This is a genomic window from Variovorax sp. UC122_21 (assembly GCF_044056785.1).
In the GTDB taxonomy this organism is placed as follows: domain Bacteria; phylum Pseudomonadota; class Gammaproteobacteria; order Burkholderiales; family Burkholderiaceae_C; genus Variovorax.
This window is the reverse complement of record NZ_CP172004.1, coordinates 1,328,178-1,341,802: the sequence shown is the minus strand read 5'-3', so window position 1 is coordinate 1,341,802 and position 13,625 is coordinate 1,328,178. Positions and strand designations below refer to the sequence as shown.

Below are 13,625 nucleotides of genomic sequence, written 5' to 3'. Positions count from 1 at the left end.
GCGCGCCGCGCTGGCCTGGCCCTCGGCCGTGTCGCTCTCGGGCCTCGGCGGCCTCGTCACCCTCGGCGGCTGCGGCGGCAGCAGCCATCCGGGGCGGCCCGCCGGCCGGTGCGATCGCCGGCCAGACCGTGGTGTCGGTGACCGACCGCCGCGTGAAGGTGGCGCACGAGGTCTCGCTGCACGTGCGCGACTGGCAATGCGACAACTGCCGCGGCCCGACCATCGTGCTGCTGCCCGGGCTGGGCGCCAATGCCTACGTCTTCGACGGCCTGGCCCATGCGCTCGCGCCGCGTGCGCGCGTGATCGCGGTAAGCCGGCGCGGCTACGGCCAGTCGGACAAGCCGCTGCCGGTGCGCACCGCCACCCAGCACTACGAGGTCGACACGCTGGTAGCCGACCTGCATGCGCTGCTCGACGGCCTCGGGCTCGACCGCGTGGTGCTCGCGGGCCATTCGATCGCGGGCAACGAGCTCACGCGCTTCGCGGGCCGGCATCCGCGGCGCGTGCGCGGGCTGGTCTACATCGATGCCACCTTCGACCCCACGCGCGACCCCGCCACCGGCGGCCTGCCCGTGCCCGACAACCGGCTGTTTCGCGAACCGGTGCCGCACGAGGAGGACGGCGCCTCGATGGAGGCGGCGATCGCCTACGCGCGGCGCACGGTGCGCCACTGGTCGGCGCCGCTGGAAGCCAACCTGCGCGACCAGCTCGTCCCGCAGCCCGACGGCAGCGTGCGCCTCAACACGCCCGCCGCCGTGGCCGCCGCGATGGAGACCGCCAGCCATTCCTTCTCGCCCGACTACGCGCCGGTGCGAGCGCCCGCTCTCGTCGTGACCGCGATGCCGGGCGACATCCGCGACATCTTTCCCGCGTTGCCCGAGACGCTGGACGCGGCCACGCAGAAGGATGCGGCGGCCTACCTGCGCGTGATCCGCTACGTGCGCGTCGACGACGCGGCCCGCCTCATGGCGGCACTGAAGACCCACCACCAGATCGTGTTCGAGGACGCCTGCCACGGCGACTTCTTCATCGAACGCGAGGCCGAACTGGTGCGCGCCATCGAGGCGATGCGCTGGGCCTGAGGGCCGGCCGGTGGCGTCAATTCGGCGCGCGCAGCAGCTTGATCAGCGCCGCCAGCTCCTCGCCGCCGAGCCCCGCGGCATCGGCGCGCTGGAACAGGCCGGCCGCGAAGGCCGGGAACTCGCTGTTGATGCCGCTCTCGCGCGCCGTCTGCAGGATGCGCTGCGTGGCCTCGACCGAGATCCGCATCGGGCTCTGCGAGATCTGGAAGTCGCCCGACTGGATGACCGCGCCCTCGTGCTGCAGGAAGGCCGCGAAAGTCGGCATGATGCCCGCGACGATGCGCCCGAACTCGGCCACGTCGAAGCCTTCCGACTCGGCCACGCGCGCGCCATGCAGGAAGCCCAGCATCGTGCCGTAGATGGTCGAGAGCGTCGCGAGGTCCATGGCCGCGGCATTGCTGATCTTCTCGCCGAGGTAGACGATGCCGCCGCCGAGCACGCCGAGCAGCGGCTCGGCGGCACGGAACACCGGCTCGTCGCCCGACATCAGGATCGGCGTGTCGCCCTGGCCCATCTGCTCGGGCGCGGCCTGGATCGCGCCCTCGAGGAAGGTGGCGCCGTGGCGCTGCGCCCAGGCCTGCGCATCGCGCGCATCCTGGGGGCTGCCGGTCGTGAGCTGCACCAGCAGCCGGCCGTCCATCGCGGCGGCCACGCCCTCGGCGCCGAGGATCGCATCGGCCGCGCGGTAGTCGTGGACGCACATCAGCACCACGCGGCTCGCGCGCACCGCGGCGGCGGCGCTGTCGGCCAGCACCGCGCCCCGCGCGACCAGCGGCGCGGCCTTGTCGGTGCTGCGGTTCCAGACCGTGACTCGGTGGCCCTGTTCGAGGTAGAGGCGCGCCATGGTGGCGCCCATCGAACCGAGGCCGATGACGGTGATCTCCTGCTTGCTGCTCATGGGATGTTCCGAAGAGGATTGACGATGGCTGCATCGTAGAAATGGCACCTCCCGATGGTCAAGTACCTACGATAAAGTGCGGTACTTACCAAAACGACAGTATTGGAGAACGGCATGGCAGCGAAGAAGCCTTACGTCTGCGGCATCGGCCCCGCGTTCGAAGTCATCGGCGGGAAATGGAAAGCACTGATCCTCTGGGAGCTGCACCTGCAGCCGCGCCGCTTCGGCGAGCTGCGGCGCTTGTTGCCGGGCATCAGCGAGAAGATGCTGATCCAGCAGCTGCGCGAGCTCGAAACCGACGGCATCGTCGCGCGCGAGGTGTTCCACGAAGTGCCGCCGCGCGTCGAGTATTCGGAGACCAAGCTGGGCGCCACGCTCAACGCGGCGCTCGGCCCGCTCGCCGATTGGGGCGACCGCTACGCCAAGCGCGTGGAGGCGGCGCGCAAGCAGTCGGAAGCGGCCAAACTGGGCTGAGGGAGATCGGATGACAACGATGCTGACGGACCCGGCGCGCCGCAACGCGCTGGCCACGATGATCGCGATGGCACTGCCGTGGGCCGCCGCGCGCGCCGACGAGGGCTGCCCGGCCCGCGCCGCCTATGCCGGCCCGCCGCGGCGCTCCGCGCCCGATGCCATCTGGCAGCGCGACTTCGGCCGCGCGATCGACGGCGAGCTGCCCGCCGACTTGCAGCAGAGCCTCGGCGATGCGCTCGACAGGATGCTGCAGCACGTGCCGGCCGCGAGCGTGGCGGTCGCGATCCCCGGCGAGGGCAACTGGCGGGCGACCCGCGGCCTGGCGCGCACCGAGCCGCGCGAGCCGGTGCGGCCCGACCAGGGCTTCCAAGTCGCGAGCACCGCCAAGACGCTGACCGCCACCATCGTGCTGCAGCTCGTGGAGGAACGCCGGCTCGCGCTCGGCGACAGCATCGAGCGCTGGTTCCCCGAGGCGCCCAACGCCGGGCTCGTCACCATCGAGCACCTGCTGCGCCACACCAGCGGCCTCGTGAGCTTCAATGCGCTGCCCGACTTCGGCACGCAGTACCGGCCACCCGCGGAGATCATCGCCATGGGCCTCACGCAGAAGCCGCAGTTCTGCCCCGGCACGAACTGGAGCTACAGCAACACCGGCTACGCGATGCTCGGCACCCTCGTCGAGCGGCTCGAGGGCGCGTCCTTCGAGCAGGTGCTGACGAAGCGGCTGATCGGCCCGCTCGCGCTCACGCACACCACGATGCGCCGGCCCGGCGTCGAATTGCCCGTCGTCAGCGGCCACGCGGGCGGCCGGCCGGTCGATGCGCCCGACCAGTACGCCACGCCCCATGCCGCGGGCGCGCTGGCCTCGACCGCGGGCGATCTCGTGCGCTTCTGGCATGCGCTGCTCGGCGGCCGTGTACTGCCGGCCGCCACGGTGCGGCGCATGTTCGTCGGCATGCCCGCGATGCTCGGCCCCTACGGCGGCGGCAATGCCTCGTACGGCATGGGTGTGCAGCTCTACGACGTGCCCGACGGGCCGGGCCTGATGCTGGGCCACAGCGGCGGCATCGAGGGCTTCACGAGCGTGGTCGCCTACGTGCCGGCCGACGACCTCTACATCGCCGTGTCGTTCAACGAGAAGAAGGTGCCGGCCGAGGCCGGCCTGTGGTCGCTGCTGCGCGCGGTGCGGGCCTGGCGCGTGCTGCGCTGAGCCTAGTCGGCCCAGCGGGTCTGGATCTCGGTCTTCACTTCGGTCATGAGCTTGTGCACCGGGCACTTGCCCGCCACGCGCAGCAGTTCGTCGCGCTGCGCGTCGCTGAGGTTGCCGCTCACGCGCAGCGTCGAGTCGAGCCGGTAGATGCCCTTGCGCTCCTCGCTGTCGTCGCGGTCGACGACGACCTCGATGTCCTCGACCGGGATGCCCTTGCGGCGCGCGTAGATCAGCACGGTGAGCGCCTTGCAGGCGGCCAGCGAGGCGTCGTAGAGGTCGTGCGGCTCGGGGCCCTCGTCGTTGCCACCGCCGGCCGGCGAGGCATCGACGGCGATCTCGTGGTCGCGGATCTTGAGGATGTGGCGCGTGCCGGTGGTGCCGTCGCGGCGGATCGAGATGCTCATGGCGGTGTCCTTGGGATGGAGAAGAGGTTCAGGAAAGCAGCGGCTTCACGTAGAGGATGGTCGTGAAGCCGCTGTGCCATTCGAGGTCGGGATAGCGGTCGGCCTCGCGATAACCGAGCGCGAGGTAGAAGCCCTGGCTCGCGGTGTTGAAGGTGTCGGTCTCGAGCCGCGCGAGTTCGATGCCGTCGGCGCGCATGCCGGCTTCGGCGAAGGCCATGAGCGCGCGCGCGATGCCCTTGCGCCGATGCGCCGCGGGCACGTGCAGCGCCTGCACGAAGTCGCGCTGCCAGTGGACCATGCCGACCACCTCGCCGCCGATCTCGGCGACGAAGAACTCGGGCCCCATCTCGTCGATGTAGCCCACGGGCTCGCCGCTCTCGCGGTAGCCGCGCGCGGCCTCGGGCGCGAGCTGCGGCAGCCAGGTGCTCGCGAAGGTGTCGTCGAGGATGGCCTTGACGGCGTCGAAGTCGTCGAGGCGCCAGGGGCGGATGGTGATCGGGTCGGGGGACATGGGCGCGCGATGGTAGCCCTGCCTTCAGCGGTCGGTGGCGAGCATCAGGGTTTCCTTGATCTCCTCCATCACGACGTAGCTGTGCGACTCGGCCGCCACCGGCAGCTTCTTGAGGATGTCGCCGAGCAGGTGGCGGTATTCGCTCATGCCGCTCAGGCGCGCCTTCACGAGGTAGTCGAAGCTGCCCGACACGAGGTGGCATTCGAGCACCTCGGGCATGTGCAGCAGCTCCTGCTTGACCTTGTCGAACACGTCGCCCGACTTGGCCGAGAGCTTGATCTCGACGAACACCAAGAGCGTCTTGCCGAGCGCCTCGGGCGACACGCGCGCGTGGTAGCCGCTGATGACGCCGTCGCGCTCCATGCGCTTGACGCGCTCGGCGCAGGGCGAGGCGGACAGGCCGATGCGCTCGGCCAGTTCGGTCATGGAAATGCGGCCCTGGCGCTGCAGCAGGTCGAGGATCTTGCGGTCGATTCGGTCGAGCTCGGGCACTTTCACTCCGCGCGGCGCATAGGAAGGTTCTACACAGGGGATTCCGCTGCCGAACGCTTCAAAACAGTGGAATCCACTTCATTCTGACGCATAAATTCTTGCTATTCCATTCGAATCAGCGGAAACACCATGAAAGTCATCGTTCTGGGCGGCGGCGTGATCGGCACCACCACGGCCTACTACCTCGCGCGCTCGGGCGCCGATGTCACCCTGCTCGACCGGCAGGCCGGTCCGGCCGAGGAAACCAGCTTCGGCAACGCGGGCCAGGTGTCGCCCGGCTACTCCACGCCCTGGGCCGCGCCCGGCATTCCGCTGAAGGCGATCAAGTGGATGTTCCAGAAGCACGCGCCGCTGTCGATCCGCCCCGACGGCACGCTGTTCCAGCTGCGCTGGATGGCGCAGATGCTGCGCAACTGCTCGCCCGAGCGCTATGCGATCAACAAGGAACGCATGATGCGCGTGGCCGAGTACAGCCGCGGCTGCCTGCAGGCGCTGCGCGCCGAGACCGGCCTGCAGTACGAGCAGCGCACCGGCGGCACCCTGCAGCTGTTCCGCACGCAGGCGCAGCTTGACGCGGTGCAGCGCGACATCGCGGTGCTCGAGGAATGCGGCGTGCCCTACGAACTGCTCGACCGCGATGCGCTGGCACGCGTCGAACCCGCGCTGGCCGGCGCGCGCGACCGCCTCGCGGGCGGCCTGCGGCTGCCCAACGACGAGACCGGCGACTGCCACCTGTTCACGCGCGGCCTGGCCGAGATCGCACGCGGCCTGGGCGTGGACTTCCGTTTCGGCCAGGGCATCGAGGCGCTCGAGACCGAGGGCGGCCGCATCAGCGGCGTGCGCACCACGGCCGGCAAGGTGCTCACGGCCGACCGCTACGTGATGGCTTTCGGCAGCTATTCGCGCGCGGCCATCGCCTCGCTGGGCCTCGACATTCCCGTCTACCCGGTCAAGGGCTACTCGCTCACGGTGCCGCTGATCGACGAAGCGCTGGCGCCGCAATCGACCGTGCTCGACGAGACCTACAAGGTGGCCGTCACGCGCTTCGACAACCGCATCCGCGTGGGCGGCATGGCCGAGCTCTCGGGCTTCGACCTGCGCCTGAACCCGGCCCGCCGCGCCACGCTCGAGAAGGTGGTGAGCGACCTGTTCCCGGGCGGCGACCTGCCGCGCGCGAGCTTCTGGACCGGCCTGCGCCCGATGACGCCCGACAGCACCCCGATCGTCGGCGCCACGCGCTATCCGAACCTGTTCCTCAACACCGGCCACGGCACCCTGGGCTGGACCATGGCCTGCGGCTCGGGCAAGCTGATCTCCGACATCGTGACCGGCCAGCGGCCCGAGATCCGTACCGACGGGCTCGCGATGGACCGCTACGAAGAGGGCCGTTCGCGCGCCGCGCGACCGAGCACCTCGCCGGCCACGGCCTGAATCAGGCCGCCTTCGCGACCGGCACCGCGGCCTCCATGCCGCGGTACACCTCGGCCTCGCCATGGCGCGCGAGCAGCTGCATCAGGTGCTTGCGGATCAGCATGCCCGGGCGGTCCGATTCCATCGAGTACTCGACGCCGCGCCGGCGCGTGTCGACCAGCGCATCGGGGTCGGTCGACTCGAGGATGTCCTTGTCCTCGCGCGTGATCTCGTCGTCGAAGGCTATCAGCATCGCGGCCGGGCAGTCGGCCTCGGTGTCGTTGCGGAACAGCCATTGGCACAGCTGCATGCGGTGGTCGTCGATCGGCGTGAAGCAGTTGATGATGATGTGGCGGATGCCGCTCGGGTACTCGATGTCGAGGCGGCGCGAGAACGGCAGGAAATAGGCATTGCGCATGTGGCGCGTGGTGATGGGATCGGTCACGCCGCTGATCGCGTGGAATTTCTCGGGATTGGTCGCCTCGATGACGGTCTCGGCGTAGAAGCCCGCCTCGTTCTCGACCAGCTCGTACTTGCTCGGCTTCGGGCTCGCGGCCACGCCGAAGGTGGCGCGGTGCACGAAGCTGAAGTGCGAGTTGTCGAAGGAGTTCTCGAGCGCGCGCAGCGGGCTGGTCTGCCACTCCTCGTGGAACTGGAAGATGGTGCGGTAGCCGGGATCGTCGAACTCGGGGATCGCGGGGATGTCGGCGATCGGCTCCTCGAGCGCGACCCACGCGTAGCCATGGCGCGCGGTGCAGCGGTAGGCCGTGGTGCGGTAGTCGGGCGAAATGGGCCGCTCGGGCTCGTACTGCGGGATGCGGATGACCTGGCCGCCGCGGTCGTAGGTCCAGCCGTGGTAGCCGCACTGGATCGCGCCCTGAGCGCAGGCCTGGCCGGCAGCATCGACGCACCAGCCCTTGGAGAGTTTCGCGGTGCGGTGGCAGCAGCGGTCGCGCAGCGCGGCCGGCTGGCCCTCGGCGTCGAGGAAGAGAACGATGTCCTCGCCGAGCAGCCGGAAGGGCTTGGGCCCCTGGGCCAGGTCGGTGAGCGGCATGACGGCATGCCAGAACTTGCGGAAGATGGGTTGACGGGTGACGAGCATGGGCGGACTCCTTCTGAGGTCGTGTGGGACGAACTGAAAGAGCAATTTCCCACCCCGTGCCGGACCGCGATGGCGCGATGACGATGGGGCTGAACGCTTCTACTCTGCGCAAGCTGCCTTGCAAATTGCACGCCCGGATTGTTGCGCGGCGCGCGCGCCCTGCCAACCCCCGCCGCCCCTGCCCGGCCCCAGCGCAAAACCCAAGGCGCCGAGCCCTTGGCATGCCTTCTGCTTGATCGAAGCCAAGAGTAGAAGCGTTCAGCAGCGCACGCACCACGAACGTGCGCCCGCCCGGAAATTGCTCTTGAAGTGCCCGCCGCCCTCTGTCCCAGGAGAGCGAACGGATTCAAGAACCGAAGATTCCGAGGCTTCCCATGCACCGTCGATCCTTCCTCGCGGCCAGCGCCGCCACCCTCGCCGCTCCGGCCGTCCTCGCGCAGGGCGGCAACGGCCGGCTCAGCCCGCTCGAGTTCACGCTCGACTTCCGCATCAACGGCCAGACCGCGCCCTTCTTCCTCGCGCTGGCCAGGGGCTACTACAAGGAGGAAGGGCTCGACGTGAGCATCGACACCGGCGCCGGCTCGGTCGCTTCCATCACCCGCATCGCCAGCGGCGTCTACCAGCTCGGGCTGGGCGACATCAGCTCGCTGGTGGAGTTCAATGCGCAGAACCCCGGTACGCCGGCGGTGCAGGCCGTCTACCAGTACTACAACCGCGCGCCGTTCGTGATCATCGGCCGCAAGGACCGCGGCGTGACCGGCGACTTCAAGAGCCTCGCGGGCAAGAAGGTGGCGGCCGCCGCGGTCGAATCGACGCGGCGCGCCTGGCCGCTGGTCGCGCGCAGGCAGGGCCTGCGCGCCGACGCCTTCCAGTGGCAGACCACCGACTTCAGCGCGCGCGACAACGTGATGGTGCGCGGCGACGTCGATGCCGCCACCTACTTCCACGATTCGGCGGTCTCGCTGTTCGCGCGCATGGGGCCCGAGACGCTGTCGGTGCTCAAGTACGCCGACGCGGGCGTCGACCTCTACGGCAACGCCATCCTCGCGAGCAGCAACCTGGTGGCGCAGAACCCGAAGCTGGTGGCCGCCTTCCTGCGCGCGAGCAACCGCGCCATCGTCGAGACCTTCGCCGACCCGGGGCCGAGCATCGCGGCCATGCGGCAGCGCGAGCCCATCCTCGATGAGAAAATCGAGCGCGAGCGCTGGAACATCACGGCCCAGTACGTGGGTGCTCCCGACACGCGCGGCCACGGCCTCGGCGACATCCGCAAGCTCACGCTGGAGCGGCAGGTCGACGAAGTGGCCGACGTCTTCGGTCTGAAGGTCAAGCCCGCCTCCGACGCCATCTTCAACACCACGATGCTCCCATCGCGCACCGAACGCACACTTCCCAAGGCATGAACTCCCCCAGCACCACCACCCCCACCGCTCCCGCCGAAACCGCGCTCGACGAACGCGACGGCCGCTACCTGCGCAAGGCCATCGTCTGGTCGCACCTCGCGCGCCGGCGCGGCAACCGGCCCTTCGGCTCGGTCATCGTCTCGGCCGCGGGCGAAGTGCTCTGCGAGGCCTACAACAACACCGGCGAGACCGGCGACTGCACCGGCCATGCCGAGACCAACGCGATCCGCGCGCTCGCGGGCCGCGGCATCTCGCGCGAGGAACTGGCCGGCGCCACGCTCTATGCCTCGGGCGAGCCCTGCGTGATGTGCGCGGGCGCGATCTTCTGGTCGAACATCGGCCGCGTGGTGTTCGGCATCGACGCCGAGCGGCTGCGCGTGTTCCGCGGCGAGCGGCAGGACCAGCGCGATGCCGAGCTGTCGTGCCGCGACGTGTTCCGCGCCTCGCCGCATTCGATCGAATGCATCGGCCCGGCGCTGATCGACGAGGCCAGCGCCGCCCACGACGGCGCCTGGAAGACCTGAAGCGGCGCACCGCGAGGACCTAGACTCCCCCGCATGCCCTGGCACGCCCGCCTCCATCTCTCCTACCGACACGAAGCCGACCGCACCGTCGCCCGCTTCCGCCACGACGGCCCGCTGCGCATCCTGCAGAGCCTCTACCCCGAGGGCGACACCGTCTGCCACAACGTGCTGGTGCATCCGCCGGGCGGGCTGGTGGGCGGCGACACGCTCGAGATCGAGGTCGAGGCCGCCGCCGGCAGCCATGGCCTGGTGACCACGCCCGGCGCCTCGCGCTTCTACCGCAGCGAGGGCGAGCGCGCGGTGCAGCGCACCCGGCTGCGGCTGGCGGCCGGCGCGCGGCTCGAATGGCTGCCGCTCGAGGCCATCTGCTACAGCGGCTGCATGGCCGAGAACCGCATCGCCATCGAGGCCGAGCCCGGCGCCGAGATGATCGGCTGGGACGTGACGGCGCTGGGCCTGCCCCATGCGCGCCAGCCCTTCGAGCGCGGCAGCCTGCTGCAGCACATCGAGGCGCCCGGCGTGTGGCTCGAGCGCGGCCGCATCGACGCGGCCGACCAGCGGCTGCTGCAAAGCCCGCTGGGCCTGGGCGGCCACCGCTGCCTGGCTTCGCTGTTCTACGTGGCGGGCACGCCGGCCGCGCGCGCCCGGCGCGAGGCGCTGCTCGCGCTCGCGCGCGAACGCATCGAGGCCCATGGCCTGGCCGACAGCGCCGGTGCCACCAGCCCGCATGCCGAGGTGGTGCTGCTGCGCGTGCTCGCGCCGGTGGTCGAACCCGCGATGCGGCTGCTGCGCCAGGTGTGGCAGGACTGGCGCGCCGAGCTGTGGTCGCTGCCGGCCGCCACGCCGCGCATCTGGTCGACCTGAAGCCCCCCCGCCGTGGCGGCGGCGCGGAGGCTTCGGCTACAGTCCCGCACCTCCCCGCCTCACGACCCGCCGCCAGAGTGACTCTCCGAAAATCCGCTCGCAGCCTGGTTGTCCGCCTCCTGGTGATGGGGCTGGTGATGGCGATCGTCGGCACCGCCGCCAGCTACATCCAGCTCAGCCGCTTCCTGCGCGAGGACCTGACGCAATCGGTGGCCTCGCAGCAGACGGCGCTGGCCGCCTACGTGGCGCGCGACGTCGACAACTACCTGGTGGAACGGCTCGCCTTCCTCGAGCGGCTGGCGCAGGCCGTGCCGCCCGAGCTGCTGGCGCAACCCGCGGCGCTGCACGCCTGGCTGTCGGAGCGCGGCGCGCTGAACCCGCTGTTCCCGCTCGGCCTGGCGCTCGCCACGCCCGACGGCAGGCAGCTCGACCAGGAGGGCCAGTTCGCGACCGAGGCGCTCGAATTCGCGGCCGCGCGCGCCGGCCGTCGCGCGGTGGGCCGGGCGCAGGCCACCGCGCAGCACCATGCGGCCCTGCCCATGGCCGTGCCGCTGCGCGACGGCCGCGGCGACGTGGTGGCCGTGCTGCTCGGCACCGCCGACCTCACGGCCGACGGCCTGCTCGACCACCTGCTCGAAGGCCGCGTGGGCCAGGCCGGCGGCATCCTCGTGATCTCGCCGCGCGACCGGCTGTTCGTCGCCTCGACCGATGCGACGATGATGCTCACCCCCCACCCCGCCCGACGGCGTGAACCCGCTGCACGACCGCGCGATGGCGGGCTACCGCGGCAGCGGCACGACGCGCAACGCGAGGGGCATCGACGAGATCTCGGCCATCGCCTCGGTGCCGACCACCGGCTGGTTCGTGGTGGCGCGGCTGCCGGTGTCGGAGGCGCTGGCGCCGGTGGCGCGCATGCAGGCCTTCATCCTGCAGCAGCGCGCGCCGGCCGTGACGATGGTGCTGATCGTGATCGGCCTGATCATGACCTGGCTGCTGCGCCCGCTGCTGCGCGCCGCCGACCAGGCCGACCGCATGACGCGCGGCGAGCTGCCGCTGGCGCCGCTGCGCGTGGTGCGCGACGACGAGATCGGCCACCTGACGCAGGCCTTCAACCGGCTGCTGGCCAAGCTGGTCGACAACCAGCAGGCGCTGGCGCGGCTGGCCCACCACGACACGCTGACCGGCCTGCCCAACCGCAAGCTGCTCGACGAGCGGCTGCAGCAGGCGCTGGCCCAGGCCGCGCGCCATGGGCAGCAGGTGGCGGTGCTCTACCTGGACCTCGACGGTTTCAAGCGGCTCAACGACACCCTGGGCCACGAGGCCGGCGACCTCGCGCTGCGCGAGATCGCGGGCCGGCTGCAGGCGCTGGTGCGGCAGACCGACACCGTGGCGCGCATCGGCGGCGACGAGTTCGTGCTGCTCGCCACCGGCCTCGCCGAGCCCGCCGAACAGGGCGCGCAGGTGCTGGCGCAGCGCTGCATCGAGGCGATCGCCGAGCCGCTGCAGCTGGCGCGCGCGCGCACGCTGATCGGCGTGTCGGTGGGCATCGCGCTGGGCGGCGGCGGCGAGACGCCGCGCGACCTGCTGGCGGCCGCCGACCAGGCGATGTACCGCGCCAAGCAGGACGGCCACGCCCACGCCTCGACCGCGGCGCGCTGAGCGCCACCGTGCGGTCAGGCCGCAGCGTCCGTGCGCGGCAGCCGCAGGTGCTTCTTGAGGTGCTCGAACACCTGCCGCGTGACCGGGTTCACCACGTGGCTGCGCACGTAGAGGTGGTAGGCCAGGTCGGGCAGCCGCGGCATGCCGTCGCCCACGCCGAGCACGCGCAGGCCCGCGTCGAGCTGCTCCACGCCGCGCGCCGTCACGCCGAGCCCCGCGCGCAGCGCCGCCTTGATGCCGATCAGGCTCGAGGAGGTGTAGCGCGGCGTCCAGGCCACGCCGGCCGCGTCGAGCGCCTCGTGGCCGATGCGCCGGAAGATGCTGGGCCCGTCGGCCATGATCAGCGGCACCGGCTTCGCGCGGTCGTGCACGTAGCCCGCGGCGCACAGCCACACGGTCGGCGAGTTGCGCAGCACCACGCCCTCGAACTGGGTGTCGATGCGGTTGGAGATGATCATGTCGACCTCGCCGCGCTTGAGCGAGGTCATGAGGTAGGGGCTGCGCGCCACGTGGATGTCGAGCTGCAGCAGCGGCGAGGTGCGCGCCACCTCGGTCAGCAGCAGCGGCAGCATGGTCTCGGCCACGTCGTGCGGCGCGCCGATGCGCAGGTTGCCCTCGAGCTGGCCCTCGCGCAGGCTGCGCAGCGCTTCGTCGTTGAGCGCCAGCAGGTGGTGCGCGTAGTTGAGCAGGCGCTGGCCGTGCTCGGTCAGCCGCTTCTGCCGGCCCTGCTTCGCGAACAGCGGATGGCCGATCTGCTCCTCGAGCCGCTGCATCTGCTGCGTGACGGCCGACTGCGTGCGGTCCAGGTGCACCGCCGCGGCGGCAAAGCTGCGATGGGTGACGACGGCCGCGAGCGTGCGCAGCAGTTCGAGGTCGAGCGTGGGCATCCATTAATTTTATTGATGTGTTTTGCGCCCGTGCTGGATTGTTCGGCGGCGCCGGGCTCACTACAGTGGCTGCACAGAAATCAGGCAGCCCCACAGGAGAAACCGCATGAGCACCGCATCCGTCCCGCGCCGCGAGGCCGTCCAGAACGCCATCGGCCAGATGAAGAAAACCATCGACGGCGGTGAACCGACGCGCGAGAAGCTGGCCGAGGTGCTCGACGCACTGCAGGGCCTGGCCGCCCGCACCGAGTACTGGCAGGCCGGCGACTACCCGCCGCCCGAGCCCGGCGAGCACCAGGCGCGCTACCTGATCGCCGAGGACGCCGACCAGAGCTATGCGCTCTATCTCAACGTGATGCGCCCGGGCAAGCGCATCGTGCCGCACAACCACACGACCTGGGCCTGCATCGCCGCGGTGGAAGGCACCGAACACAACCGCGTCTACCAGCGGCTGGACGACGGCTCGGTGCCCGGCGTGGGCCGGCTCGAGGAGACCGCGCTGGTGGTGGTCGCGCCCGGTGCCGGCATCGCGCTGATGCCCGAGGACATCCACTCGGTCGAGATCCAGGGCGAGCAGACCATCCGCCACCTGCACATGTACGGCCGCGCGCTCGAGACGCTGGACCGCCGCACCGCCTACGACCTCGCGGCCGGCACCTGCCAGACCATGGGCATCGGCGTGCAGACGCGGCGCTGAACCGGTTC

Annotated in this window: 16 protein-coding genes; 9 read left to right on the top strand and 7 right to left on the bottom strand. The window is 70.9% G+C overall.

Features of this window, described 5'->3' with window-relative positions:
• Positions 1–128 precede the first annotated feature (128 nt).
• Positions 129–1,082, top strand: coding sequence for an alpha/beta fold hydrolase (locus ACHMXE_RS18735; RefSeq protein ID WP_395350614.1), 954 nt, complete (start codon positions 129–131; stop codon positions 1,080–1,082).
• Positions 1,083–1,098: 16 nt separating this feature from the next.
• Here ACHMXE_RS18735 and ACHMXE_RS18730 read toward each other — a convergent pair whose 3' ends face one another.
• Positions 1,099–1,980 (bottom strand): NAD(P)-dependent oxidoreductase, encoded by an 882-nt coding sequence (locus tag ACHMXE_RS18730; protein ID WP_395350612.1) that lies wholly within the window; start codon positions 1,978–1,980, stop codon positions 1,099–1,101.
• Positions 1,981–2,094: 114 nt separating this feature from the next.
• Between ACHMXE_RS18730 and ACHMXE_RS18725 the strand changes: the two genes are divergently transcribed.
• The gene (locus tag ACHMXE_RS18725; RefSeq protein ID WP_395350610.1) at positions 2,095–2,454 is read left to right on the top strand and encodes a winged helix-turn-helix transcriptional regulator; all 360 of its coding nucleotides are present in this window, start codon (positions 2,095–2,097) and stop codon (positions 2,452–2,454) included.
• Between the two features lie 10 nt (positions 2,455–2,464).
• A complete protein-coding gene (locus tag ACHMXE_RS18720) occupies positions 2,465–3,664 on the top strand; it encodes a serine hydrolase domain-containing protein (RefSeq protein WP_395350608.1) in 1,200 nt (399 codons plus the stop codon).
• A 2-nt stretch (positions 3,665–3,666) separates the two neighbouring features.
• Here ACHMXE_RS18720 and ACHMXE_RS18715 read toward each other — a convergent pair whose 3' ends face one another.
• Genes ACHMXE_RS18715 through ACHMXE_RS18705 form a run of 3 tightly spaced genes read right to left on the bottom strand, consistent with a single transcriptional unit; the run spans position 3,667 to position 5,071 of the window.
• A complete protein-coding gene (locus tag ACHMXE_RS18715; RefSeq protein WP_395350606.1) occupies positions 3,667–4,068 on the bottom strand; it encodes an OsmC family protein in 402 nt (133 codons plus the stop codon).
• A 28-nt stretch (positions 4,069–4,096) separates the two neighbouring features.
• Complete coding sequence (locus ACHMXE_RS18710; protein ID WP_395350604.1) at positions 4,097–4,579, bottom strand: GNAT family N-acetyltransferase; 483 nt, start codon at positions 4,577–4,579, stop codon at positions 4,097–4,099.
• 24 nt (positions 4,580–4,603) lie between these two features.
• Positions 4,604–5,071, bottom strand: a complete 468-nt coding sequence (locus ACHMXE_RS18705; protein ID WP_203202414.1) for a winged helix-turn-helix transcriptional regulator — start codon at positions 5,069–5,071, stop codon at positions 4,604–4,606.
• Between the two features lie 129 nt (positions 5,072–5,200).
• On the opposite strand from ACHMXE_RS18705, the gene ACHMXE_RS18700 reads away from it, so the two are divergent.
• Positions 5,201–6,502: a D-amino acid dehydrogenase gene (locus tag ACHMXE_RS18700; RefSeq protein WP_395350601.1), complete on the top strand. Its 1,302-nt coding sequence runs from the start codon at positions 5,201–5,203 to the stop codon at positions 6,500–6,502.
• 1 nt (position 6,503) lies between these two features.
• Here the strand turns inward: ACHMXE_RS18700 and ACHMXE_RS18695 are convergent, their stop codons facing one another.
• Positions 6,504–7,583: a Rieske 2Fe-2S domain-containing protein gene (locus ACHMXE_RS18695; protein WP_395350599.1), complete on the bottom strand. Its 1,080-nt coding sequence runs from the start codon at positions 7,581–7,583 to the stop codon at positions 6,504–6,506.
• A 374-nt stretch (positions 7,584–7,957) separates the two neighbouring features.
• On the opposite strand from ACHMXE_RS18695, the gene ACHMXE_RS18690 reads away from it, so the two are divergent.
• From ACHMXE_RS18690 to ACHMXE_RS18680, 3 genes are read left to right on the top strand one after another with little or no spacing between them, the layout of a single operon-like run.
• Positions 7,958–8,986, top strand: a complete 1,029-nt coding sequence (locus ACHMXE_RS18690) for an ABC transporter substrate-binding protein (RefSeq protein WP_395350598.1) — start codon at positions 7,958–7,960, stop codon at positions 8,984–8,986.
• The gene (locus tag ACHMXE_RS18685) at positions 8,983–9,510 is read left to right on the top strand and encodes a nucleoside deaminase (protein ID WP_395350596.1); all 528 of its coding nucleotides are present in this window, start codon (positions 8,983–8,985) and stop codon (positions 9,508–9,510) included. Before ACHMXE_RS18690 ends, ACHMXE_RS18685 begins: the two co-directional genes overlap by 4 nt.
• Before the next feature lie 33 nt (positions 9,511–9,543).
• Entirely contained in the window at positions 9,544–10,374 is an 831-nt protein-coding gene (locus ACHMXE_RS18680) for an urease accessory protein UreD (RefSeq protein WP_395350594.1), read from the top strand.
• Between the two features lie 59 nt (positions 10,375–10,433).
• Here ACHMXE_RS18680 and ACHMXE_RS18675 read toward each other — a convergent pair whose 3' ends face one another.
• Positions 10,434–11,108 carry a hypothetical protein gene (locus ACHMXE_RS18675; RefSeq protein ID WP_395350592.1) on the bottom strand — a complete coding sequence of 225 codons (675 nt, stop codon included), beginning with the start codon at positions 11,106–11,108 and terminating at the stop codon, positions 10,434–10,436.
• Positions 11,109–11,121: 13 nt separating this feature from the next.
• On the opposite strand from ACHMXE_RS18675, the gene ACHMXE_RS18670 reads away from it, so the two are divergent.
• On the top strand, positions 11,122–12,033 hold the full coding sequence (locus ACHMXE_RS18670; RefSeq protein ID WP_395350590.1) for a diguanylate cyclase domain-containing protein: 912 nt from the start codon (positions 11,122–11,124) through the stop codon (positions 12,031–12,033).
• 14 nt (positions 12,034–12,047) lie between these two features.
• Here the strand turns inward: ACHMXE_RS18670 and ACHMXE_RS18665 are convergent, their stop codons facing one another.
• Complete coding sequence (locus ACHMXE_RS18665) at positions 12,048–12,920, bottom strand: LysR substrate-binding domain-containing protein (protein ID WP_395350588.1); 873 nt, start codon at positions 12,918–12,920, stop codon at positions 12,048–12,050.
• A 106-nt stretch (positions 12,921–13,026) separates the two neighbouring features.
• Between ACHMXE_RS18665 and ACHMXE_RS18660 the strand changes: the two genes are divergently transcribed.
• Positions 13,027–13,617, top strand: a complete 591-nt coding sequence (locus ACHMXE_RS18660) for a cysteine dioxygenase family protein (protein ID WP_209543989.1) — start codon at positions 13,027–13,029, stop codon at positions 13,615–13,617.
• The last annotated feature ends 8 nt before the right edge of the window (positions 13,618–13,625 follow it).